Annotated in this window: 17 protein-coding genes and 1 pseudogene; 11 read left to right on the top strand and 7 right to left on the bottom strand. The window is 72.1% G+C overall.

All coding sequences use genetic code 11. The features are described 5' to 3' along the window. Positions 1–327: 327 nt before the first annotated feature. The 3 genes and pseudogenes from ACWGJ5_RS45415 to ACWGJ5_RS45405 all read left to right on the top strand — a co-directional run. Positions 328–933 (top strand): phosphatase PAP2 family protein, encoded by a 606-nt coding sequence (locus ACWGJ5_RS45415; RefSeq protein ID WP_453315455.1) that lies wholly within the window; start codon positions 328–330, stop codon positions 931–933. Positions 934–1,105: 172 nt separating this feature from the next. Continuing rightward, complete coding sequence (locus ACWGJ5_RS45410; RefSeq protein ID WP_453315453.1) at positions 1,106–2,527, top strand: sensor histidine kinase; 1,422 nt, start codon at positions 1,106–1,108, stop codon at positions 2,525–2,527. A gap of 180 nt (positions 2,528–2,707) precedes the next feature. Further along, positions 2,708–3,535, top strand: a pseudogene (locus tag ACWGJ5_RS45405) (slipin family protein); the annotation flags it as partial. Here ACWGJ5_RS45405 and ACWGJ5_RS45400 read toward each other — a convergent pair. After that, complete coding sequence (locus ACWGJ5_RS45400) at positions 3,480–4,673, bottom strand: MFS transporter (protein WP_453315452.1); 1,194 nt, start codon at positions 4,671–4,673, stop codon at positions 3,480–3,482. The pseudogene ACWGJ5_RS45405 and the gene ACWGJ5_RS45400 sit on opposite strands and share 56 nt — an antisense overlap. Positions 4,674–4,761: 88 nt before the next feature. Here ACWGJ5_RS45400 and ACWGJ5_RS45395 point away from each other — a divergent pair, with 88 nt between their 5' ends. The 3 genes from ACWGJ5_RS45395 to ACWGJ5_RS45385 all read left to right on the top strand — a co-directional run bounded on the left by ACWGJ5_RS45395 (position 4,762) and on the right by ACWGJ5_RS45385 (position 7,295). Then, complete coding sequence (locus ACWGJ5_RS45395) at positions 4,762–5,757, top strand: ArsR family transcriptional regulator (protein ID WP_453315454.1); 996 nt, start codon at positions 4,762–4,764, stop codon at positions 5,755–5,757. Between the two features lie 98 nt (positions 5,758–5,855). Continuing rightward, positions 5,856–6,344 carry a glutathione peroxidase gene (locus ACWGJ5_RS45390; RefSeq protein ID WP_453315451.1) on the top strand — a complete coding sequence of 163 codons (489 nt, stop codon included), beginning with the start codon at positions 5,856–5,858 and terminating at the stop codon, positions 6,342–6,344. 66 nt (positions 6,345–6,410) lie between these two features. After that, positions 6,411–7,295 carry a MerR family transcriptional regulator gene (locus ACWGJ5_RS45385; protein ID WP_453315450.1) on the top strand — a complete coding sequence of 295 codons (885 nt, stop codon included), beginning with the start codon at positions 6,411–6,413 and terminating at the stop codon, positions 7,293–7,295. A 123-nt stretch (positions 7,296–7,418) separates the two neighbouring features. On the opposite strand, the gene ACWGJ5_RS45380 is transcribed toward ACWGJ5_RS45385, so the two are convergent. From ACWGJ5_RS45380 to ACWGJ5_RS45370, 3 genes are all read right to left on the bottom strand, one after another. After that, a complete protein-coding gene (locus ACWGJ5_RS45380; protein ID WP_228623227.1) occupies positions 7,419–7,610 on the bottom strand; it encodes a DUF397 domain-containing protein in 192 nt (63 codons plus the stop codon). A gap of 189 nt (positions 7,611–7,799) precedes the next feature. Continuing rightward, positions 7,800–8,657: a helix-turn-helix domain-containing protein gene (locus tag ACWGJ5_RS45375; RefSeq protein WP_228623226.1), complete on the bottom strand. Its 858-nt coding sequence runs from the start codon at positions 8,655–8,657 to the stop codon at positions 7,800–7,802. 333 nt (positions 8,658–8,990) lie between these two features. Beyond that, positions 8,991–9,749, bottom strand: coding sequence for a GOLPH3/VPS74 family protein (locus tag ACWGJ5_RS45370; RefSeq protein WP_351611552.1), 759 nt, complete (start codon positions 9,747–9,749; stop codon positions 8,991–8,993). Positions 9,750–9,944: 195 nt separating this feature from the next. Between ACWGJ5_RS45370 and ACWGJ5_RS45365 the strand changes: the two genes are divergently transcribed. Together ACWGJ5_RS45365 and ACWGJ5_RS45360 are read left to right on the top strand one after the other, a co-directional pair. Further along, positions 9,945–12,497 carry a D-alanyl-D-alanine carboxypeptidase gene (locus ACWGJ5_RS45365; RefSeq protein WP_453315449.1) on the top strand — a complete coding sequence of 851 codons (2,553 nt, stop codon included), beginning with the start codon at positions 9,945–9,947 and terminating at the stop codon, positions 12,495–12,497. Between the two features lie 186 nt (positions 12,498–12,683). Next, positions 12,684–14,570 (top strand): MFS transporter, encoded by a 1,887-nt coding sequence (locus tag ACWGJ5_RS45360; RefSeq protein ID WP_453315448.1) that lies wholly within the window; start codon positions 12,684–12,686, stop codon positions 14,568–14,570. A gap of 32 nt (positions 14,571–14,602) precedes the next feature. Here ACWGJ5_RS45360 and ACWGJ5_RS45355 read toward each other — a convergent pair whose 3' ends face one another. Beyond that, positions 14,603–15,442 (bottom strand): hypothetical protein, encoded by an 840-nt coding sequence (locus ACWGJ5_RS45355; RefSeq protein ID WP_453315447.1) that lies wholly within the window; start codon positions 15,440–15,442, stop codon positions 14,603–14,605. A gap of 85 nt (positions 15,443–15,527) precedes the next feature. Here ACWGJ5_RS45355 and ACWGJ5_RS45350 point away from each other — a divergent pair, with 85 nt between their 5' ends. Continuing rightward, a complete protein-coding gene (locus ACWGJ5_RS45350; protein ID WP_453315446.1) occupies positions 15,528–16,316 on the top strand; it encodes an SDR family oxidoreductase in 789 nt (262 codons plus the stop codon). A 64-nt stretch (positions 16,317–16,380) separates the two neighbouring features. Here the strand turns inward: ACWGJ5_RS45350 and ACWGJ5_RS45345 are convergent, their stop codons facing one another. Together ACWGJ5_RS45345 and ACWGJ5_RS45340 are read right to left on the bottom strand one after the other, a co-directional pair. After that, a complete protein-coding gene (locus ACWGJ5_RS45345; RefSeq protein WP_453315445.1) occupies positions 16,381–16,566 on the bottom strand; it encodes a hypothetical protein in 186 nt (61 codons plus the stop codon). A 35-nt stretch (positions 16,567–16,601) separates the two neighbouring features. Further along, positions 16,602–17,600 (bottom strand): bifunctional lysylphosphatidylglycerol flippase/synthetase MprF, encoded by a 999-nt coding sequence (locus ACWGJ5_RS45340; protein ID WP_453315444.1) that lies wholly within the window; start codon positions 17,598–17,600, stop codon positions 16,602–16,604. A 228-nt stretch (positions 17,601–17,828) separates the two neighbouring features. Here ACWGJ5_RS45340 and ACWGJ5_RS45335 point away from each other — a divergent pair, with 228 nt between their 5' ends. Beyond that, on the top strand, positions 17,829–18,890 hold the full coding sequence (locus ACWGJ5_RS45335) for a diacylglycerol/lipid kinase family protein (RefSeq protein ID WP_453315443.1): 1,062 nt from the start codon (positions 17,829–17,831) through the stop codon (positions 18,888–18,890). Further along, a complete protein-coding gene (locus tag ACWGJ5_RS45330) occupies positions 18,884–20,407 on the top strand; it encodes an MmgE/PrpD family protein (RefSeq protein ID WP_453315442.1) in 1,524 nt (507 codons plus the stop codon). The genes ACWGJ5_RS45335 and ACWGJ5_RS45330 overlap by 7 nt, the downstream gene beginning before the upstream one ends. The last annotated feature ends 53 nt before the right edge of the window (positions 20,408–20,460 follow it).

The raw sequence follows: 20,460 nt of genomic DNA, 5'->3' as shown, positions 1-20,460 counted from the left end.
CGCCCCGACCGGCTGCCCGCCCGGCCCGCCCGGCCCGCCCGGGCCGGGCGGGCAGCAGGTCGGGAGGGCCACCACCGGCTGCTCGCGCATCCTCGACACCTGCGCGGAGCGGGGCTTCGAGGTCGGCCGGCTGCGCGACCACGGCCGGCCTGTGGGTGGATGACCACGGCTGACCTGCGGTGAATTCGGTGTTGGGTGCCCGGAACGATTCCAGGAAGCTGTTCGTCTACAGTTCAGTAGACGGTCTACATTTCTGTAGTCAGAAGTTGCCGGCCGTTCACCCACGCCGATGTCCCCGCACGCAAAGGGCCCGCCCCGATGACCACTGTGATCCTCGCCTTCGACGGATCCTCCGTCGACGGTTCCGCCTACACGGACGTGGTGCGCCTCGCGCGGCACTCGCCGGGCTGGCTGGACGACACGGTCTCGGCCTGGTCGACGTACGGGCTCGCGGTGTTCGCCGTCCTGGCCGCCGTCGGCTGGTGGCGAGCCCGGCGCGAGGGGGCCGTCGCCGCGGTGTCGGCGCTGGTGGTGCCGGTGGTCGTGGTCGCGGCGTACGGCGTGGACGCCCTGCTCAAGCTGGCGGTGCGCGAGGACCGGCCGTGCCAGAGCCTGCACGTGAGAACACTGGAGGCGTGTCCGGGGCCCGGCGACTGGTCCTTCCCCAGCAACCACGCGGCCATCGCCGCCGCGGCCGCCGTGGCCCTGCTGTTCGTCTCGCGCCGTCTCGGGGCGGTCGCGGTCGTGGCCGCGCTGGCGATGGGGGTGTCCCGGGTGTGGGTCGGTGCACACTATCCGCACGACGTCCTGGCCGGTCTCGTCGTCGGCGCACTCGTGGCACTGGCGGCGACGCGCGCGACGCGGCGGTGGTCGCCCGTCCTGGCGCGGTGGCTGGCGGGCAGACGCCTGGGTGCTCTGCTGCTGACCCCATGAGCCACCCCTGACGGGTACGACCACGGCCGCAGGGCCGACGGAGGATCATGCACCCCGAGGTCCTGGTTGCCGAGGACGATCACGCTCCGCGGGACGTGCCGCGCCGCACACCGTGCGCGGCGGGCGGCCGGCCGGCGATCGACACGGCGCGCGGGATCGGACATCGCCTGTCATGAACAGTGCCCTCAGCTCCCTGCGCGCCCTTGGCTCGTTCCGTTCCCTCCGTGTCTTTCGTCGCCTGGCCCCTCGTACGCTGCGCGGGCGGCTCTCCCTCGTGGCGCTGACCGCCGCCGCGCTGCTGATGACGGTGCTGACCGTGGCGTTCAACGCGGTGATGGACCGGCATCTGCAGCACCAGGCGGACGACGAGCTGCGCAACAGGGCGGCGGCGGTGGCCACGACCGTCGACACCAGCGGTTCCCGGGTCCGCGTCGTGGAAACCGTCAACGACCGCCTGCTCGACACCAACGTGTGGATCTACGCCGGAACCCGTCTGCTGGAGAAGCCGCCGTCCGCCGCCCGGGACAGCGCACCGACCCGGGAGGCCGACCGGCTGGCCGTACAGCGCAAGCCCGCCTGCGCCACCTACCACGCCCGCGGTCATCGGCCCGTCCGGCTGTGCTCCCAGCCGATTCCCGGCCGCCACGCCACCGCGACCGTGGTCACCGCCCTGGACCTGGCTCCTTACCGCAGTTCGGCCGACACCCTGCTGCTGGGGTCGCTGATCCTGGACACCGTGATGCTCGGATGCACGTACGTCCTGACACGCCTGTCCGTCGGCCGTGCGCTGCGCCCCGTGCGGACGATGACCGACCAGGCCACCCAGTGGAGTGCGGTGGGCTCCGACGACCGCTTCGGCGCGGCGGAACACCCGGCCGAACTCGCCCGTCTGGGCGCCTCGCTGGACGCGCTGCTCGACCGGATCCGCACCGTTCTGCGCCACGAGCAACAGCTGACCGGAGAGCTGTCCCACGAACTGCGCACGCCGCTCACCAGGATCATCATGGAGCTCGACTGGTGGCGGACCCGACCGCGCACGGACGCCGAGACCCGTGCCGCGCACGAGGTGATCGCCGAGGCCGCGCAGTCCATGCGCACGATATGCGACACGCTCCTCAGCGAGGTCCGCGAGAACACGCTGAACCCGGCGAGCGCCCCCGGCACGACCGACGCCGTGCCGGTCCTGGGCCGCCTGCTCCGGCAACTCGACGCGCCGGACCGGGTGAGGACGGCGGTGGAGACGGATGCCTCGGTGCTGGAGGCGGGCGTTCCCTCCGGCCTCCTCGAACGCATCGTCAGCCCCCTGCTCGCGAACGCCGTCCGCTACGCCCGTTCCGCCGTGACCGTGTCCGCGCGGCGCGGGCCCGGCTCCGTGCGGATCGACGTCGTCGACGACGGCCCGGGCGTGCCGGATGCGTTCGTGGGCGAGCTGTTCCAGCCCGGCCGGCGCGCCGACTCCGGTGACGGGCACGACGGCGCGGGCCTGGGGCTGCCCCTCGCGCGCCGCCTGGCCCGCGCCGTCGGCGGCGAGGTGTCCTACGACCCCGGTCACACCCCCGGCGCCAGATTCACGATCACCCTGCCCACAGGCTGACCGAACCCCCGGCCCCGGCCTGCCCCCACCGGACGACAGCGCGCTCGCCCCGGAAAGGCGGCGAGCGCGCTGGGAGGTGGCGTGGGAATCTTGACGCATTCATGACGCGGGCGGCCGCATCCGTCCCGCCACCGCCGGTGTCCTTCCCGGTGTCCGTGCCGTTGCGAGGAATGGAGTGCCATGGAAGGCACCGTGGTGGCGGTCGTCGTGGTGGCGCTGTTGGCGCTGCTCGTGCTGAAGAGCGGTATGCGGGTGGTCAACCAGGTGGAGCGCGGGGTCGTGTTCCGGTGGGGCAAGGCCCTGCCGGGGCACCGGCAGCCCGGGATCACCTTCCTGATCCCCTTCGCCGACCGTATGCGCAAGGTCAACGTGCAGGTCATGACCATGCCCGTGCCCACCCAGGAGGGCATCACCAGGGACAACGTGTCGGTGAAGGTCGACGCGGTCGTCTACTTCCGGGTGACCGACCCGGTGCGCGCGGCCATCGAGGTCCAGGACTACGTCTTCGCCGTCGGGCAGGTCGCCCAGTCCTCTTTGCGGTCCATCATCGGCAAGAGCGATCTGGACGACCTGCTGAGTGACCGGGAGCGGCTGCACGAGGGGCTGGCGCTGATGATCGACAGCCCGGCCACCGGGTGGGGCGTCCACATCGACCGCGTCGAGATCAAGGACGTCCAGCTGCCCGAGTCGCTGAAGCGGTCCATGTCCCGGCAGGCCGAGGCCGAGCGGGAGCGGCGGGCCCGGGTCATTACCGCCGACGGTGAGTTCCAGGCGGCACAGCAGCTCGCCAACGCGTCGAGGATCATGTCCGACACGCCGGAGGCCATGCAGTTGCGCCTGCTGCAGACGGTCGTCGAGGTGGCCGCCGAGAAGAACTCGACCCTCGTGATGCCCTTCCCCGTCGAGCTGCTGCGCTACTTCGACCGGACCGTGCAGAAGATCGACGCCGACCTCAGCGTGCCTCGGCAGCAGGCTCCCGCCCCGGCTCCGGAGAGCGCCGAGCAGCCGTAGCGAGCGCCAGCGTCACACACACCGAGCCCGCCGCCATCATCGTCATCCCCGCGGCGGGCGAGGTGAGTTGGGCCACCGCGCCGGCCAGCGAGGCGCTCACGCCCTGCATGGTCAGCATGCCGGAGGAGTGCAGCCCCAGGGCCTGGCCGGCGAGTTCGTCCGGGGTCAGCTCCACCAGCCGCTCCTGCTGGACGAGGCTCGCGCCGAAGCCCACGGAGGCGACCGTCGCGCACACCGCCGCCACCGGCAGCGGCGGGTGCGCGCAGAACACCAGGTACGGCGTCGCCAGCAACAGCAACAGGGGCGTGGCCAGGCGGCGGCGCACCGCGGACGGCACCAGTCGGCCCACCGTCACATCTCCGGCGAGCATGCCGAACGCCCCGCAGGCGAACAGGGTGCCGGCGGCGTGCGGCGCGTACGAGACGTACAGGGACTCGCAGCCGACGACCAGGCCGTTGGGCAGCCACAGGCCAAGGTAGGTGAGGCGGCGCGGCCGGGACGACCACAGCAGGGCGTTCGTGCGCCAGGTCGCCGCCGCGGAGGGGCGGCCCCCGCTGCGGGGCGGGCGGGCGCTCAGGCCGAGGCGCAGGGCGAGCGCGGCCAGCAGGTACAGCGCCGCCGCCAGCAGCAGGCACACGCGCGGGGGGAGCAGCGCGAGCAGGGCGCCGCCGGTGGCGAACCCGGCGATCTGCATCAGCCCGCTCATCATGTTGAACAGCGAACGCCCCGGCAGATAGCCGTCCTTGGCGAGGATCTCGTTCAGCAGGCCCCAGCGGACCCCGCCGCCCAGGGAGGCCACGAGACCCAGCACCAGGAGGACGCCGAAGACCGCGCCGACCGGCAGGCCGGGCACCGCCTGCACCGCCGTACCGGCCGCGAAGGCCAGCGCGATCACGGACAGTGCCGTACGCGGGGGCAGCCGGTCGGCGCCGGACAGCAGGAAGGTCGCGCCCAGCACCTGGGCGAGCGACGGGCCGAACATGCTCACCGCCGACAGCAGCGGCGAGCCGGTGGCCCGGTACACGAGCGTGCCCAGGGCCAGCCCGCCGACCGTCTGCGCGGCGGTCTGCGCGGCCGAGCCGAGGAAGAGCGGGGTGAACTCCGGGGTGCGGAACAGGGATCGATAGCTGGACATGCCGGGGAGTCTCGGCGGGGCACGGACGGGCTCGTTATTGTTTCGCCGCAGCGCGAAAGCTCGTACGGCCGTGAGGGGGGATACCGAGGTGGGCCTGTGGCAGCTCAACGCGGACACCCTCGCCCGCAGCCGGTTCGTGGTCTCGCCGCTCGCCGAGACCTTCGCCTGTCTGAAGCTGCTGCACGTGGCGGACGCCGCGCATCCCGGTGAGCACGCGTGGCTGCGCGCCCATCTGCCCGTCTACCGGGCGCTTCTGGCGGCCGAGCCGGTGACGGCACGGCTGGTGCGGGCCGGGCTCGGCCGGGAGTGGATCGCCGACTTCCTGACCCCGGCACCCCACGGCGGGGAGACCTTCGCGGACGAGGTCGCCCGGGTCCGCTCGACGGCGCCGGAGGCGGCCCGCGCCCATCTGCGCACCGCGCTCGCCGGCCCGCTCCCCGCCGAGCTGGACCGGGACGACCTGCCCGAGCGGGCGGCCGTACTCCTTCAGTGGGTGTGGGAGAGGACCGTACGGCCGTCCTGGGAGCGGCGCCGACGGGTGCTGGAGGCGGACGTGGTCGCGCGGACCGCGCAGGTGAGCCGGGGCGGCTGGGTGAGCGTGCTCGACGAGCTGCGGCCCGGGCGCACCCGCTGGCTCGGCGAGAACCTGCTCCAGATCAACCTCCACGAGTACCCGCCCCGGGAGATCTCCGGGGCCGAGCTGCTCTTCGTGCCGGTGACCGTGCAGCGGGCGGGCTGGGTCGCCTGGGACGACGGGGTGCGCTACGCGGCGGTCTACCCGTGCGCCGGCGCCCTCGCCGACGCGGGCGTCCGAACCGTCCCGTCCGCCTTGGGCGCGCTCCTCGGGCCCTCCAGGGCCGAGGTCCTGGTCCTCCTCGCCTCCCCCATGAGCACCACCCAGCTGACGGCGGTGACCGGGCAGGGGCTGGGCTCGGTTGGCCGCCATCTGAAGGTGCTGCGGGAGGCGGGGCTCATCGCACGACGCCGGGCGGGACGGTCGGTGCTGTATGCACGCACAGAGGCCGGGAATGTCTTGGTGCAGGCGGTCGGGCAGCGCCGGGAAGGGGCGCGGGGCTGTGTCTGACGTGCGGCTGCCGCCGCGTGGGCGCGACCGGCCACGACGAACCCGCGGCCGCCGACCGGCCCGTCCCCGGCACCCCGGTGAGCGCATAGCATCCAGGCATGACCAACGTGCTGAATGTCGAAATCGACGCCCTGCAGGGCGGCCCCGCCGGCCTCCCCCAGTACGAGGGCAAGGCCGTCCTCGTCGTCAACGTGGCCTCCAAGTGCGGCCTCACCCCCCAGTACACGGGCCTGGAGAAGCTCCAGGAGCGGTACGCCGACCGCGGGTTCACCGTGCTCGGCGTGCCCTGCAACCAGTTCCTCGGCCAGGAGCCCGGCACCGCCGAGGAGATCGCGGAGTTCTGCTCGGCGACGTACGGTGTGTCCTTCCCGCTCACCGAGAAGGTCGAGGTGAACGGCGAGGGCCGGCACCCGCTGTACGAGCGTCTGGTGGGCTTCGCCGACGCCGAGGGGCACAGCGGCGACATCCGCTGGAACTTCGAGAAGTTCCTGATCGGGCGGGACGGCACGGTCGTCGCCCGGTTCTCGCCGCAGACCGAGCCGGAGTCGGACGCGATCGTGACCGCCATCGAGGCCCAGCTCGGCTGAGCGCCGCTTGACCTTGCCCCTGGGGCAGAGCCGAGTGTCCCTGTCACCGGGCGGCGGATCCGCCCGGTGACGGAGGACGACACGGTGGACGACGACCTGCTCACCATCGGCGCGTTCGCCGCGCGGGCCCGGCTGTCGGCCAAGGCGCTGCGCCTGTACGACCGGCTGGGCCTGCTGGTGCCCGCCCATGTCGACGAGGCGACCGGCTACCGCCGCTACCGCGCCGACCAGGCCGAACGCGCCCGTCTTGTGGCCCTGCTGCGGCAGCTGGACATGCCGCTGGCCCGGATCGCCGAGGTGCTCGGCGCCGGGGGGCCCGAGGCCGCCGGCCGGCTGGCCGCCTACTGGGCGGACGTGGAGAGCCGGGTGGCCGGGCAGCGGACGCTCGCCGAGTACCTCCGTGGACGGCTGTCCGGGAGGAACACCGAGATGTACGAGAAGTTCGTGATCGAGACCGTGGACGTGCCGGCGCAGGTGGTGATCACCGAGTCGCGGCACACGCTGGCGGACGAGCTGCCGACGTGGATCGGGGCGTCGCTGGGCCGGCTGGAGGCGGCGGCCCGGGAGTGCGGGGGCATGACGGGCGCGCCGTTCGTGGTCTACCACGCCGAGGTGTCGATGGAGAGCGACGGCCCGGCGGAGTCCTGTGTGCCGGTGGCCGACGAGGCGGCGGCCCGGGCGTGGGCGGCCGGGCGGGGGCGGGCCTGGGAGACGGCGGTACGGGTGGAGCCGGCGGCCCGGCTGGCGTACACGCGGATCACCAAGGCGCAGGTGGCGCATCCGCAGATCCTGGCGGCCTTCGAGGCGGTGGAGCAGTGGATGGCGGGCGAGGGGCTCGAGATGGCCGGGCCCTGCCGCGAGGTCTACTTCGCGGACTGGGACGCGGCGGGCCCGCAGGACCCGGTGTGCGACGTGGCGTTCCCGGTGGTGCGGTCCACGGGGACGGCGTGACACTGCCCCCGAACAGAAGGTGCCCTCTCGGCAAGGACGGCGACTGGTCGAGAGGGCTCTTCTGGTGGTGCTTGTGAAGTTGTTTTCGTCGGGGCTTCACTGACGAAGGTCAGAGAGAGCCCCCTAGGCCTTGACCGAGGTCACGAAGGCGTTCCAGGCGTCGGCCGGGAAGGCCAGGATCGGGCCCTCGGGGACCTTGGAGTCACGGACGGCGAGTTCGGCGTCGGCGGGCGACTTGACCTCGACACAGGCGCCGTTGCCCGCGGAATAGGAGGACTTCATCCACGTCTCCGAAGCGCCCTGAATCAGTGCCATGTCCACTCCTGTTGCGAGTTGCGATAGTGCGGTTCACGCCAACCTTGTCGTCTGGTTGGCGTGATCGACGCTACCGGGCAACCACCCCTGCCGGAGTAGTCGTTCACTCAACCGGATGGCATATTCCAGGGGAGCCTTCCATTGGAGTGGACCTTCGGTGTACGATCCGGCGCCCTCCGTGACAACCGCTCATTCGGCGTACTGTTTGGCCACCTTTGCAATGAACTGCCGGGATTGCTCCACATTGAGGGACTGTGCCCGCAGATGCTCGTACATCACGGCGTACTTCTGCACGTCCTGGGCCTTCTCCAGGTACAGGTCGCTGGTGACGCCCTCCAGGTACACCACACTGGAGTCCGCGGCATCGGCGAACTCCAGGATCGCGTACTGGCCGTTGAGCCCGGGATGCGCGCCCACCTCGAACGGCAGCACCTGCACGGTGACGTGCGGCAGCTGGGACATCTCGATCAGATGGTCCAGCTGCTCGCGCATCACCAGTCTGCTGCCCACGACACGCTTCAGCGCCGCCTCGTCGAGCACCACCCACAGCCGGAGCGGGTTGTTCTCGGCGGTGATACGTTCCTGTCGGCGCATGCGCACCTGCACACGCTTCTCGATCTCGGCGGTCGACGTCTCCGGCAGCGCGCCCTGCACCAGGGCCTCCGCGTAGGCGCGGGTCTGCAACAGACCGGTGACCAGCTGGGGTTCGTACACCCTCAGCGACTCGGCGTCGGTCTCCAGACCGATGTACACGCTGTACGGGATGTCCCCGAAAGTGTGCCACCAGCCCTGCTGCCGGGAGTCCCGGGCCATCTCCATCAGCGAGTCGACGATCCGCTGGTCCTCGACCTCGTACACCCCGCACAGGTCGCGCACATCGCGCTGGCTGATGCTTCTGCGGCCGTTCTCCAGCCGACTGATCTTCGACTGCGACACCAGCAGTCGTTCCGCCACTTCCTCGGCCGTCATGCCCTTGAGCTCGCGGAGCCTGCGGAGCTCCTGGCCCAGCCGGCGCCGCCTGACGGTGGGATTGACATTGGACGCCACGGGACGTGCACCTCCGGCTGCCTGCCTGTTGCCTAACACTTTCCGTATCTGCCGCTGAGCAGACTGCCACCAAGGTGCTTTCTACCGCTGGGAAACGGTGGATATGCGGCGCGTACGCGTCAGTTCGCCACGGCTCGCCACCCGATGGTGTACCGGGACGCAGCCGAGCGGGACGGCGGGACCCCGGGGAAGGATCCCACCGCCCCGCTCTGACCCAGCGGCTCCCGAACCGGGTCTGGGCGAACCGGGGTTGCGGCTCAGAACCGGGGTTACGGCTCGGAACCGGAGTTGCGGCTCAGAACCGTGATCACGGTGCAGAGCCGGGATTACGGCTCAGTGGGCCACGGCGCGTGCCATGGACCCGCGGTGCGGCTGCATCGGAACCCCGCGTGCGGGTTCCGCCGCGGACCTTGCACCGGCCGCCGCGCCCTGCCGACCGGTGGCGGCGGCGCCCCGGCGCGGCTGTGCGACAGCACCGTTCTGCACGTCCATCACGGCGTGCGCGACGAGACCGCCCATGGGGTCGTGCCGGATCAGATCCCGCAGCCGGGACCGGGACGAGCGCCCCTCGTTCCCCGGATACAGGTGCTTGCCGAGTCCGACGGCGTGCGCCAGGGCGGCGAGCGCCGCGGTCCGCGGGTCCGGCGGTACGCCGGTGCGGATCGCGGAATCCAGCCGGGCTCGGATCTCCCGGCTGATCTCGTTGTCCGTCGCCTGATAGCGAGTCGTCGGCAGCACCCCGCACATCTGACCGGCCACGGCATGCACCATGCCGCACCGCTCCAGATGCGAGAGGTACGTCTGACGGAGCCCCAGCCGGGGCCCGCCGATCCAGTGGACGGCACGCACAGGAGCGCCACGCCTTCGCAGCAACTCCAACGCGCAGTCCAAAGTCGGATCTCCAGTCGGCCGTGGCACCACCACGGCGATACGATCCCCGTCTGGGGCTATCCGTCCGGCCAGCGCCAGCTCCACTAGCTGTGCACCGGCCAGACCGAGGTCGAGCGACTGCGGCTGCGCAGTGGTACCCGTGGCCGGGTCCAGTGCCAGCAGCAGAAGCTCCTCCGGAAGTGTTCTGCGGCTCCTGCCCATCCATGCCTCCCCGCGTGGATGAATGACAGGGTGACCCCTCTCACATTGGTCTGTCGAGGGTGCGTGACCGGTTCGTGAGGGAACCGGTAGGTATGTCGTTCTCGTCTACTGCAGGGGCCAAGCCCTCACACAGGACACTGGTACATGGTTCGGACAGGGCGCGCGCGTGGGCGTGCGGCGCAGGAGGAGGCATCGGTGGCGGGCGAGTCCCCCGACAGGTCGAAGCAGCGCGAGTCGTCGGCAGAACTGACGCCCGGGAGCGCGGGGCCGGTTCCCGAGGCACGCGATCCACGCCTCGCCGTCTCGCGCGAAAAGGATTCCTCGCCCGACGGCGCGGACACCGCGACGAAGGTCCTGTCGGTCCGTGACGTGAAGGCCCGCGCCTCGGAAGCCTCGTCGGAGGACACCGCCCTCCGCGAGGCGGTCTCGGCCTGGGTCCGCGGCGCCGCAAGTCCCGGCCCGACGGCCACGGATGAGCCGGAGGCCGGGGAGGCTGAGACCGGGTCCGAGGCCACGGGTGCCGACGCGGAGGCGAACGCGGCTACGGAGGCGGACGCTGACGCGGACTCCGATGCGGACGCGAAGACCGGCGCCCCGGCGAAGGCGGCCGGGAACGCGGAGACGGACGCAGAGGAGCCGACGACCGCCGACGCCGACGCCGACGCCGACCAGAAGGCGAACGCCGACGACCAGAAGGCGGACGCGGACGACGGGAAGGCGGACGCGGAGGCGAAGGCCGAGGCGGGTTCCGAGGCCGACGCTGGCGCGGAGGCCGACAGCGACCGGGACGCCGAAGCTGAGGCCGAGGCTGACGCGGAGGCCGGCTCGGATGGTGACGCCGGGGCTCACGCGGAGACCGACACCGACCGGGGCGCCGAAGCTGACGCCGAGGCAGACGCGGACGCCGACACGGACAGTGCCGCCGACGCCGACGCGGAGACCGACAGCGACCGGGACGCCGAGGCCGAGGCCGATGCGAAGGCAAAGGTCGGCGAAGCCGAGGCCGAGGCCGAGGACGGGCCCGAGGACGGGCCCGAGGACGGGCCCGAGGACGGGCCCGAGGACGCCGACGGCGAGGACGCCCCGCAGGGGCCACCCGCAGCCGACGACGAGACCCGCACGAGTGGTGCGGACGGGAGCACGGACGCCGAAGGCGAAGCCGAGGCGGACACGGACGACGACCCGCAGGACAACACTCCCGTCGACCAGCCCACCACCGTCTTCAAGGCGATAGGGCCCAAGCCCGCCCCGCAGGTCGACCAGCCGACGACCATGCTCAAGCTCGGCGGCAGGACGGACACACCCAAGGCACCGGAATCCGGCTCCGAGCGCACCAGCAAGTTCGTCGCGCTCAAGAACGACATGGCGACGGCCGCCAAGCCGGAGGCCAAGCCGGCCGCCGAGCCGGCCGCCACCACCCCCGTCCCCCAGGTCGGCCCCGAGCGCACCACCCAGCAGCCCCTCCCCCCGAAGCCCCCGCTGGACCTCCTGGCGGAGCTGACCAACACGCCGCCGCCCCCGGAGACCGCGGTCCGCACGATCGTGCGCCGGCTCAAGATCTGGACCCCCCTGGTCCTGCTCCTGGCGATCGTCGTCGCGGTCGTGCAGACTCTCCGCCCGCTCCCCGACCCCACCCTCGACCTCACCGCGAAGGACAGCTACACCTTCGACGGCGGCAAGGCCGACATCCCGTGGCCGGCCGACGGTCAGGCCGCGCTCGACGTCCAGGGCATCGGCACGTTCGGTAACTCCGGCGACCAGAAGCCCGTACCGATCGCGAGCGTCGCCAAGGTGATGACCGCGTACCTCATCCTGCGCGACCACCCGCTCAAGAGCGGCCAGGACGGCCCGAAGATCAGGATCGACAAGCCCGCCGAGCAGCAGTCGGACGCGGGCCAGGAGTCCACCGTCCGCGTCACCGCAGGCGACTCGATCTCCGAGCGCGAGGCCCTGGAGGCCATCCTCCTGCCCTCCGCCAACAACGTGGCCCGGCTGCTCGCCCGCTGGGACTCCCACTCGGAGCAGGCGTTCACCGTGAAGATGAACGCCGCCGCCAAGGGCCTCGGCATGACCAACACCACGTACACCGACCCCTCGGGCCTGACCGCCTCCACGGTCAGCACGGCCGTGGACCAGGTGAAGCTGGCCCGGACGGCGATGCAGCAGCCCGTCTTCCGCGAGGTCGCGGCGATGATGTCGTACAACGACTACAAGGGCGTCAACCACTCCAACTACAACCGCCTGGTCGGCCACAACAACGTCGTCGGCATCAAGACCGGCACCTCGACCGCCGCCCTCGGCAACCTGGTCTTCGCGGCGAAGCAGCAGGTGGGCGGCGAGACGCGCACCATCATCGGGGCCGTGCTGCGCCAGCGTGCCGGCGGCTTCGACAACACCATCATCAGCGGGGTCCTGGACGCGGGCGACAAGCTGATCCGGGCCGCGCAGGGCGCGCTGAAGTCGGTGACGATCCTGAAGAAGGGTGACGTGGTCGGGTACGTCGACGACGGTCTCGGCGGCCGCACGCCCATCGTGGCGACGAAGGACGTCACGGCGGCCGGCTGGCCGGGGCTGAAGGTGAAGCTGTCCTTCGCCTCCGGCAAGGTGCCGCACACCGCGAAGGCGGGCACCCAGGTCGGCTCGCTCACCGTGGGTGACGGTTCGGCCGGCGCCGTCAAGGTGCCGGTGACCCTGCAGAAGGATCTGGCGGAGCCCGGCTTCGGAGCCAAGCTGACCCGTCTGGGCTGAGTCCGCACCCCGGTCGCCACCGGCACGCACCCCGCCGACGAAGACCCGCGGCGGGGTGCGTGCTAGCGTCACGAATCGGGGCAGGTCGCCGGTCACGGGACATGGCCGCGAACTGGACGGGAAGCAGCCGGGAACGCCGTGGAACACGGCCGAGAACAGAAGACGGGACACGGGGAGTGCCTTCAGGTGGCCACAGCCGAGCCGACACGCGCCGACGACGCCGATCCGGGGCCGGGATCCGGCCCGCGAATACGCCTGTCCGAGCCTGACGCGGACGGTCACGGGGATCACACCGACCACCCGGACGGCCGTACCGACAGTGATCGCCTCGACGCGCCCTCCAGCAGACTCGCGCGTCTTCTCGTCGCCGCGGAACCCCTGCGGCAGCGGCTGCTCAAGCACCCCGTGCTGTCCGTGACGGCCCTCGCGGGCGTCCTGCACATCGTCTGGTTCTTCACGTTCGCGAACAGTGGTGGCGATCTCGCCGCGCAGGACGCCTGGGCGGAGTTCGTGGGCCGGCACCCGGACTCGGCGTACAACCTCGCCTGGTACGGCGGCATGCACCCGGTGTCGTACAGCGTGGTGTCGCCGTATCTGATGGCCGTCCTCGGCGTCCGTACGACGATGATGATCGCCGGGACCGTGTCGGCGGGCCTGCTGACGCTGGTCCTGATCCGCAGCCGGGCGGTGAAGAACCCGCTGTGGGCATCGCTCGCCGGGGTCGTCGCGCTGCTGTGCAACGCGATCTCGGGCCGGGTGACCTTCGGCCTCGGCACGATGTTCGCGCTCGGCGCCGTCGCGGCCGTCTTCTGCTGGCCGTACCGGTGGCGGTACAAACGCTGGGCGAAGGCGGCGGTGGCCGCCCCGCTGGCCGGCCTGTCCACCATGGCCTCGCCCGTCTCGGGGCTGTTCGTCGGGCTGGTCGCGGTCGCGCTGTTCCTGCAGAAGCGGCGGCCGGGCGCCTGGGCGCTGGGCCTCGCCCCGACGGTGGTGGTCGCCGCCTCGTACTTCCTCTTCCCGTTCTCGGGCACCCAGCCGATGACGATCGGCTCGGTGATCCTGCCCCTGGCGTACGGCCTGCTGTGCCTGTTCCTCGTGCCCCGCCAGTGGGTGACGGTCCGGCTGACGGCGGCCGTCTACAGCGTCGGCGTGGTCCTGGTGTGGCTGATCAGCTCGCAGATCGGGTCGAACATCTCCCGGCTGCCGATGGTGTTCGCGGGTGCGACGCTGGTGGCCGCGCTGCCGTTCATGGTGCCGAAGTCCCGCAAGTGGTACACGGCCGTGCTGGCGCTCGTCGGCTTCGCCGGCTGGATCGGCTTCAAGTCGGTGGACGACATCATCCACACGACCCCGGCCGCGTCCTGGGCCCGCGAGCTCGCCCCGTTGGTGCACCAGTTGCAGAAGGCCGGTGCCGAGAAGGGCCGCGTCGAGGTGGTCCCGGCCCGCTCGCACCGGGAGGCGTCGGCGCTCGCGCCGTACGTCAACCTGGCGCGCGGCTGGAACCGGCAGGCCGACATGGAGCGCAACCCGCTCTTCTACGACGACACCCTCAACTCGGCGAACTACCACGAGTGGCTGCAGCGCTGGGCCGTCCACTTCGTCGTCCTGCCGAAGGACAACCCCGACGGCGACGGCGGCGAGCGCGAGCGGGAACTGCTGCGGCGCGGCATGCCGTATCTGACGCAGGTGTGGGGCGACGCCAACTGGCAGCTGTTCCAGGTGACCGATCCGACGCCGCTCGCCGAGCCCGACGCGGTGGTGGACCGCGCCGACCAGGGCGAGATGACACTTCAGGTGCGCAAGGCCGGGCGGATCCTGATCAGGATCCCCTACTCGCCGTGGCTGAGCATCGTCGACGAGCACGGCAAGAGCCTGAAACCGCCGCAGGTGGTCTCCTCCGGCCCGCCGAAGAAGTACCGGAACGTCAACGGGTGCCTGGCGGAGACGCCGGAGGACGCGAACGGGGACAAGTGGACCCTGCTGCTCGCGCCGAAGGCGGGAACCTACCGGCTGGCGGCGCCGTACCAGCTGCCCCGGGGTACCCCGTGTCCGGACGAGCTCAAGACTCCGTGACCCCGTGACTGTCGTGACCGGCTCCGTGAGGTTCAGCGGAGCTGGTCGACGTACCGGTCCGTCCCCGGCACCGTCGGGACGAACGGGGCCAGCAGTTCCACCCTGCCCAGGCCCGAGTCGGTCACCTGCTCCTCCAGCCCCGTGAACTGGTCCTGCCAGCACTGCCTCGGGTCGGCCTCCAGGAACCACAGCAGCGTCAGGCGGGTGTCGACGCCCTCGACCTGCTTGACGTAGGTCATGCGGTCGCCGGGCAGGGGGGTGGGGCGGAAGACCGTCACCAGGGCGCAGGGGGAGCCCGCGAGGCGGCGCGGGAGGTGGCGGGCGGCCAGCCACTGGAGCAGCTCGGCCCGCTGCTCCGCCGACTCGGTGTCGATCACCTCCAGGACCAGGCCCGCGTAGGGGTGGTCCAGGGCGTGGAAGTCCCGCGGGCCGGCCGCGCCGTCGCGGTAGACCGTCGTCTCGTGGTCCTGGAAGGACGTGAAGACGTGGGTGCGGTCGTGGTGGACGCGGGCGTCGCGGTTGAGGCGCCTGTTGACGGCGACGGTCCACTTCATGTGGTCGTCGTAGCGGCCGGCGGTGATCCAGTACGTGGAGAGGTAGCAGCCGGCGGTGACGGGCTGGGCGATCGCCGACTTCTCGGGGCGGCGCAGGAGCTGCAGGTCCCTCGTCGCCACCCAGCGGCGGCCCGCGTACATCCAGGGCATGGCCATCGCGCCGGCGTAGTAGTGGTCGTCCTCGTACCAGCGGTTGTAGGCGTACTCGTGCCCGGGATGCGGCTCGACCATGGTGATCAGGGCGTGGCCCGGCCGGACGCCGTACGGGCCCACGGCGGCCAGTTCCGCGTACACCTCGCTGCGGGTCTCCTCGCTCACGTGGTTCCCCTCCCCTTCCGTCCTCCTCCGGTCGCCCATACTCTGACGGACCGTCAGATGAAGCGCCATAGCCCGGGAGGTACGGATGTCCCTGCTCGCCGGAAAGACCGTCGTCGTCTCGGGAGTCGGCGCCGGGCTCGGCCATCGGGTCGCCGCGGCCGTCGTACGGGACGGCGGTAACGCGGTGCTCGGGGCACGCACCGAGGCGAACCTCGCCAAGAGCGCGGCCGAGATCGATCCGTCCGGCGCGCGCACGGCGTACCGGGCGACGGACATCACCGACGAGGGACAGTGCGAGGCGCTGGCCGTGCTGGCGCGGGAGCGGTTCGGCGGGATCGACGCGGTGGTGCACGTGGCGGCCTGGGACTCCTACTTCGGCGGCGTCGAGGACGCGGACTTCGCGACGTGGCAGTCGGTCATGGAGGTGAACCTCCTCGGCACGCTGCGGATGACCCGGGCCTGCCTCCCCGCGCTGCGGGAGGGCGGGGGCGGGTCCGTCGTCTTCATCGGGACGCAGTCGGCGGTGGCCGCGCCCTCGCAGGTGAAGCAGGCGGCGTACGCCGCGTCGAAGGGAGCGCTGACGAGCGCGATGTACTCGCTGGCGCGGGAGCTGGGGCCGCGGCGGATCCGGGTCAACACCGTCCTGCCGGGCTGGATGTGGGGGCCGCCGGTGCAGGCGTACGTCCGGTTCACCGCGCAGACGGAGGGCGTGCCGGAGGCGGAGGTGCTGGGGCGGCTGACGGAGCGGATGGCCCTGCCCGAGCCGGCGACCGACGGGGACGTGGCCGATGCGGTGGTGTTCCTCGCCTCCGACCGGGCACGGGCCATCACCGGGCAGTCGTTGCTGGTCAACGCGGGTGAGTTGATGCGGTGACCCGATGCGGTACGGGTGCGTCCGGGGCCGCGGCCGCACCGCCGCCCCCGGACGCGAACCGTGCTCAGGCGGTCTTCGCCGCCGCCCCCGCAGCGGCGGTCATCACCTCGTCCAGGTCGGCCAGGGCCTGGTCGGCCGCCGCGCCGGTCTCCTCGTTGTCCGGGTCCGCGCCGACGCCCATGAAGAGCTGGATGACGCGCCCGATCGCCTCCTCGACGGGGGACGCGTCCACGAGATCCTGTTCGGTCATTACGGCCTCGCTTTCGGGTTGATTCGAGTGTGTGCTCACAGCGCGTTGGCCGCGCGGAAGATGTGGGCGAAACCCGTGATGCTCGCGCGCCCCTGGAAGGCGACGTACTCGGGAATCACCAGGTCCGGACCCCACTTCTCCTTGTAGGCGAGCTGGGTGGCGGCCGGGTAGATGCTCTCGCCGTGTTCCCACAGGAAGTGCATCAGCCAGTTGAACCCCGGGCTCGCGCCGGGGCGTTCGAACTCCGGGCGCAGGCTGGTGAAGGGGGTGAACCCGAAATGCAGCCACGGAACGCCTTCGGCCTGGAAGGTCTTCATCGCGTGGTTGTTCAGGGACTCCATGATGCCGGGCGAACCGCCGGGGCGCCGCCGGCACAGGTCGTGCATCCAGCCGGGGTTGTCGCCGTAGACCGGTGAGTACGAGATGTATCCGACCAGTTCACCGTCGATCAGCCCGAGGAAGAGCCGGCGGTGGCGCTGTGCGGGGCCGCCGTACTCGCCGACCAGGTACTCGAGCATCCGGGCGTGCTCGCCCTTGGTGGGCAGCCACACCTCGTCGATGGCGCGCATCTGCTTCTCCCAGTCCGCGAGCTCACCCTCGATGACGGTGAGGCCGTTGCGGGCCGCCAGGGAGATCTTGTTGCGCAGCTTCATGAACCGGTGCCCGGCGAGCGCGTACGTCGCGAGGTCGACCGCGTAGGACGCGCCGACCTGGTTCACGGTGAAGCCCTGCTCCTCGTAGTGGTCGGCGTCGTGGCGCTGGAGCTGCACGGCGACCACCGGGCGGCCCTGCTCCGCCGCGAACCCGGTGAAGGCCGACAGCAGTTCGGCGTACGCCTCCCGCGGTGCGAAGGGGCCGCCGAACTGGACGACGTACCGGCTGGTCGTGCGGTAGGCGATGAAGCCCGGCCGCCCCGGGAGCGTGAAGTAGGAGTTACCCGAATTCGCCGCCAGGAAGGCGCTCGGATTGTTCGCTCCCGAGTATTCCCGCAGAGTGCGGAGAACGACGTCCTCGATTTCAATTGTTTCGGTCATCATCGCCGTCCTGGGATTCCGGTGCGAGCTACCGTACCCAACGTTTATGACAGACCGGATCGCTTACTGGCAAGGGCCGTCGGAGGATGAAATCAGCACCTGAAGCGGGGTGTCAGCAGTACGTCAGCGCGGGCCGCCGGCATGTCAGCGGCGCGTCAGCGGAATATCAGAAGGCATAAACAATAATCGGTTCCGCATGCCTGTTTTCCTTACGGCCGGAGGATTCCGATGGACCCTGTGAATGCACGCTCGTCCCCACGATGCCTGATCATCGCGAATCCTGCCGCGGGGCAGGCTTCCCGGATTCTGGCCGACGAGGTGGCCGAGCGGTGCGCCGATCTGGGCGTCCCGGCGCACACGCGCTGGACCGCCGAACGCGGCGACGCGACGAGGATCGCGGCGGAGGCGGTGACCGGCCGCTCCGGCTCCGCCCCGGCCGGGGACGACGGGTTGCTGGTGGTGGTGTCCCTGGGCGGTGACGGCACGGTGGCCGAGACCGTCGCCGGGCTGACCCGGGCGGCGGCCGAACCGCCCCGGCCCTACGCGCTGTTCGTCGTCCCCGCCGGCACCGGCAACTCCAACTACCGCGCGCACTGGGGCGACCGGCCCTGGCAGGAAGCGCTGCGCACCGCGCTGGGCGGCCCGCAGGTCCGGCCGCGGCTGCTGGACCTGGCCCGGATACCGGAGCTGGACCGCATGGCCCTGCTCGGCGCGGGAGCCGGCCTCAGCGCGCTGGTCCTGCAGGGCGCCTCCGGTGTCCGCTCCTTGGGGCACCGGCGGCTCCAGGCAGGACTGGAGCGGGTGATGGGGCAGTTCGAGCCCTACCCCGGGCGGGTCGTGGTGGACGGAACGGTGGTGCACGAGGGGCGGACGGTCTTCGCCAACGTGGGCGGCGGCCGCTACCGGGCCTGGCAGTTCCGGATGATGCCGCACTCCCTGCTGGACGACGGACTGCTCGACGTGTGCGTCGCGGACGCCGCCTACCGGCCCGCCGACCTGCAGGCCGAGCTGCGCGAGGGACGGCATGTGCGGTCCGCGCACGTCGTCTACGCCCGGGGGCGCGAGGTGGTCATCGAGCGCACCGACGGGGCGGCCCTGTGCTTCGAGCACGACGGGGAACTGCTCCCGCAGACCGGATCGCGGGTCACCCTGACGGCGGTGCCCCGGGTGCTGCCGGTGCTCTGCGACCCGGAGACCGCGGACGGGGTGCCGGGAGCGGCCGGCGCCGAGGCGCACGCCGGCGCACCGCAAGGCGCCGAGCCGGGGCGAGCGGGGGCCGGACCGTGGTGACGCTGGCCGAGGAGCTGTCCGCCTGGGCGAGCGGGACCGGGCTGGACGCGGTGCCGGACCGGGTGGTCGGGCTGGCGAAGAGCCAGATCCTGTCCCAGCTGGCCGCCATCCGGGCCGGCCTGGCGCATCCGCTGGGCGGCCGGCTGGTGCGGGCCTTCGGTCCGCCGCTGCAGTCCGACCCGCGCGGCAGCGCCCGGGTGCTGGCCGGACTGGGATCGTGGCTGAACCTCGACGACACCGCCTACGCGGGCCACCTGTCCGCCTCCACCGTCGCCGTCCCGCTCGCCTACGCGCAGGCGCTGGGCCTGGACGGCCGGGCGCTGCTCACGGCGGTCATCACGGCGAACGAGTGCGCCGCGCGGCTCACCGCCGCGGCCACCCTCGGGCCGTTCCGGGGCCAGACCGCCGCCCACACCAGCCTGGTCGGCGGTGTCGCCGGGCGGCTGCGGGCCGAGGGCGCACCCGCCGGACGCTGGGCGGACGCGTTCGCCCTGGCGCTGTCCATGCCGCCGTGGACGCTGTTTCCCGCGTACATCGGCAGCGACGCCCGTGCTCTCGGGGCGCTCGTCCCGGTCGGCATGGCGATGGACGCCTGCGACGCGGCCGAGGCCGGCTTCGGCGGACTGCGGGACGTCATCGAGCACGACGACGGGTTCCTGGCCCGGTTCGCCACCGTGCCGCTGCCCGAGGTGACGACCGCCGCTCTGGGCCGGCGCTGGCACACCGACACCCTGTCGTTCAAGGTCCGTCCGGGCGGACCGGGCATCGACGCCGCCGTCGACTGCGCCCTGGACCTGCACCGCGCACTCGGCCTGGGCGCCGGCGGCGCCGAGGTCGCCGAGGTGGTGGTGGAGGCGTCGCTGTACACCGTGCAGGTGGACCGGGCCAGCCGCCCCTGCCTGGCCGGACCCGACACCCCGGCCGGCGCGCTGCCGCTGTCCATGGCCTACACCGTGGCGACCGCGCTGCTGCACGGCGACCTGACCACGGCCGACTTCAGGGCACCCGCCGTACGGGAGAGCGGGCGCTGGGCGCTCGCCGAGCGGGTGCGGCTGGTGCACGACGAGCGGATGACCCGCGAACTGTTCTCGTCCGTCGCTCCGTTCGGCGAGGCGCTGCGGCAGGCGGGCGAGCGGGCCAAGGAGTGGACGGACCGGTTCACTTCGGCGGCCGGGCCCACCGCCTTCGGCCCCGTCGCTGCCGAACCGGCGGACCCGGGAGGGTCGTTGGAGGGTGCGACCAAGCTGACGCCGGCCAGGGTCACCGTGCGCCTCGCCGACGGCCGGACCGCCGTTCGGGAGCGCGGCATCCCGATCGGCGGCGCCGGAGCGGAGACGGCCCGCAGCCACCCGGAGCTGATGCGTGCCAAGTTCCTGGCGCAGGGCGGCGATCCGGGCACCGCCGCCGTGTTCGCGGAGCTGGAGCAGGCCACGGCGGCGGAGCTGGGGGACGCGCTGCAGGCGGCACTGGCCCAGGACCCCGGTGCCGGGACCGGCGAGGCCGACGGCACCCGGTGAACGCGGCGGCTGCCGGCCGCGCACGACGATGCCCCCTGAGGATCAGGGGGCAT

The sequence above is a fragment of the Streptomyces sp. NPDC054783 genome, from assembly GCF_053611725.1.
This window is presented reverse-complemented; position numbering and strand designations above follow the sequence as displayed.

Bases quoted from the DNA above. Each gene is read 5' to 3' on its own strand.
- ACWGJ5_RS45345 (WP_453315445.1), bottom strand. From the start codon at position 16,566: ATGACCGAACAGGATCTCGTGGACGCGTCCCCCGTCGAGGAGGCGATC.
- ACWGJ5_RS45335 (WP_453315443.1), top strand. From the start codon at position 17,829: ATGGACCCTGTGAATGCACGCTCGTCCCCACGATGCCTGATCATCGCG.
- ACWGJ5_RS45410 (WP_453315453.1), top strand. From the start codon at position 1,106: ATGAACAGTGCCCTCAGCTCCCTGCGCGCCCTTGGCTCGTTCCGTTCC.
- ACWGJ5_RS45370 (WP_351611552.1), bottom strand. From the start codon at position 9,749: ATGGGCAGGAGCCGCAGAACACTTCCGGAGGAGCTTCTGCTGCTGGCA.
- ACWGJ5_RS45350 (WP_453315446.1), top strand. From the start codon at position 15,528: ATGTCCCTGCTCGCCGGAAAGACCGTCGTCGTCTCGGGAGTCGGCGCC.
- ACWGJ5_RS45400 (WP_453315452.1), bottom strand. From the start codon at position 4,673: ATGTCCAGCTATCGATCCCTGTTCCGCACCCCGGAGTTCACCCCGCTC.
- ACWGJ5_RS45390 (WP_453315451.1), top strand. From the start codon at position 5,856: ATGACCAACGTGCTGAATGTCGAAATCGACGCCCTGCAGGGCGGCCCC.
- ACWGJ5_RS45340 (WP_453315444.1), bottom strand. From the start codon at position 17,600: ATGACCGAAACAATTGAAATCGAGGACGTCGTTCTCCGCACTCTGCGG.
- ACWGJ5_RS45380 (WP_228623227.1), bottom strand. From the start codon at position 7,610: ATGGCACTGATTCAGGGCGCTTCGGAGACGTGGATGAAGTCCTCCTAT.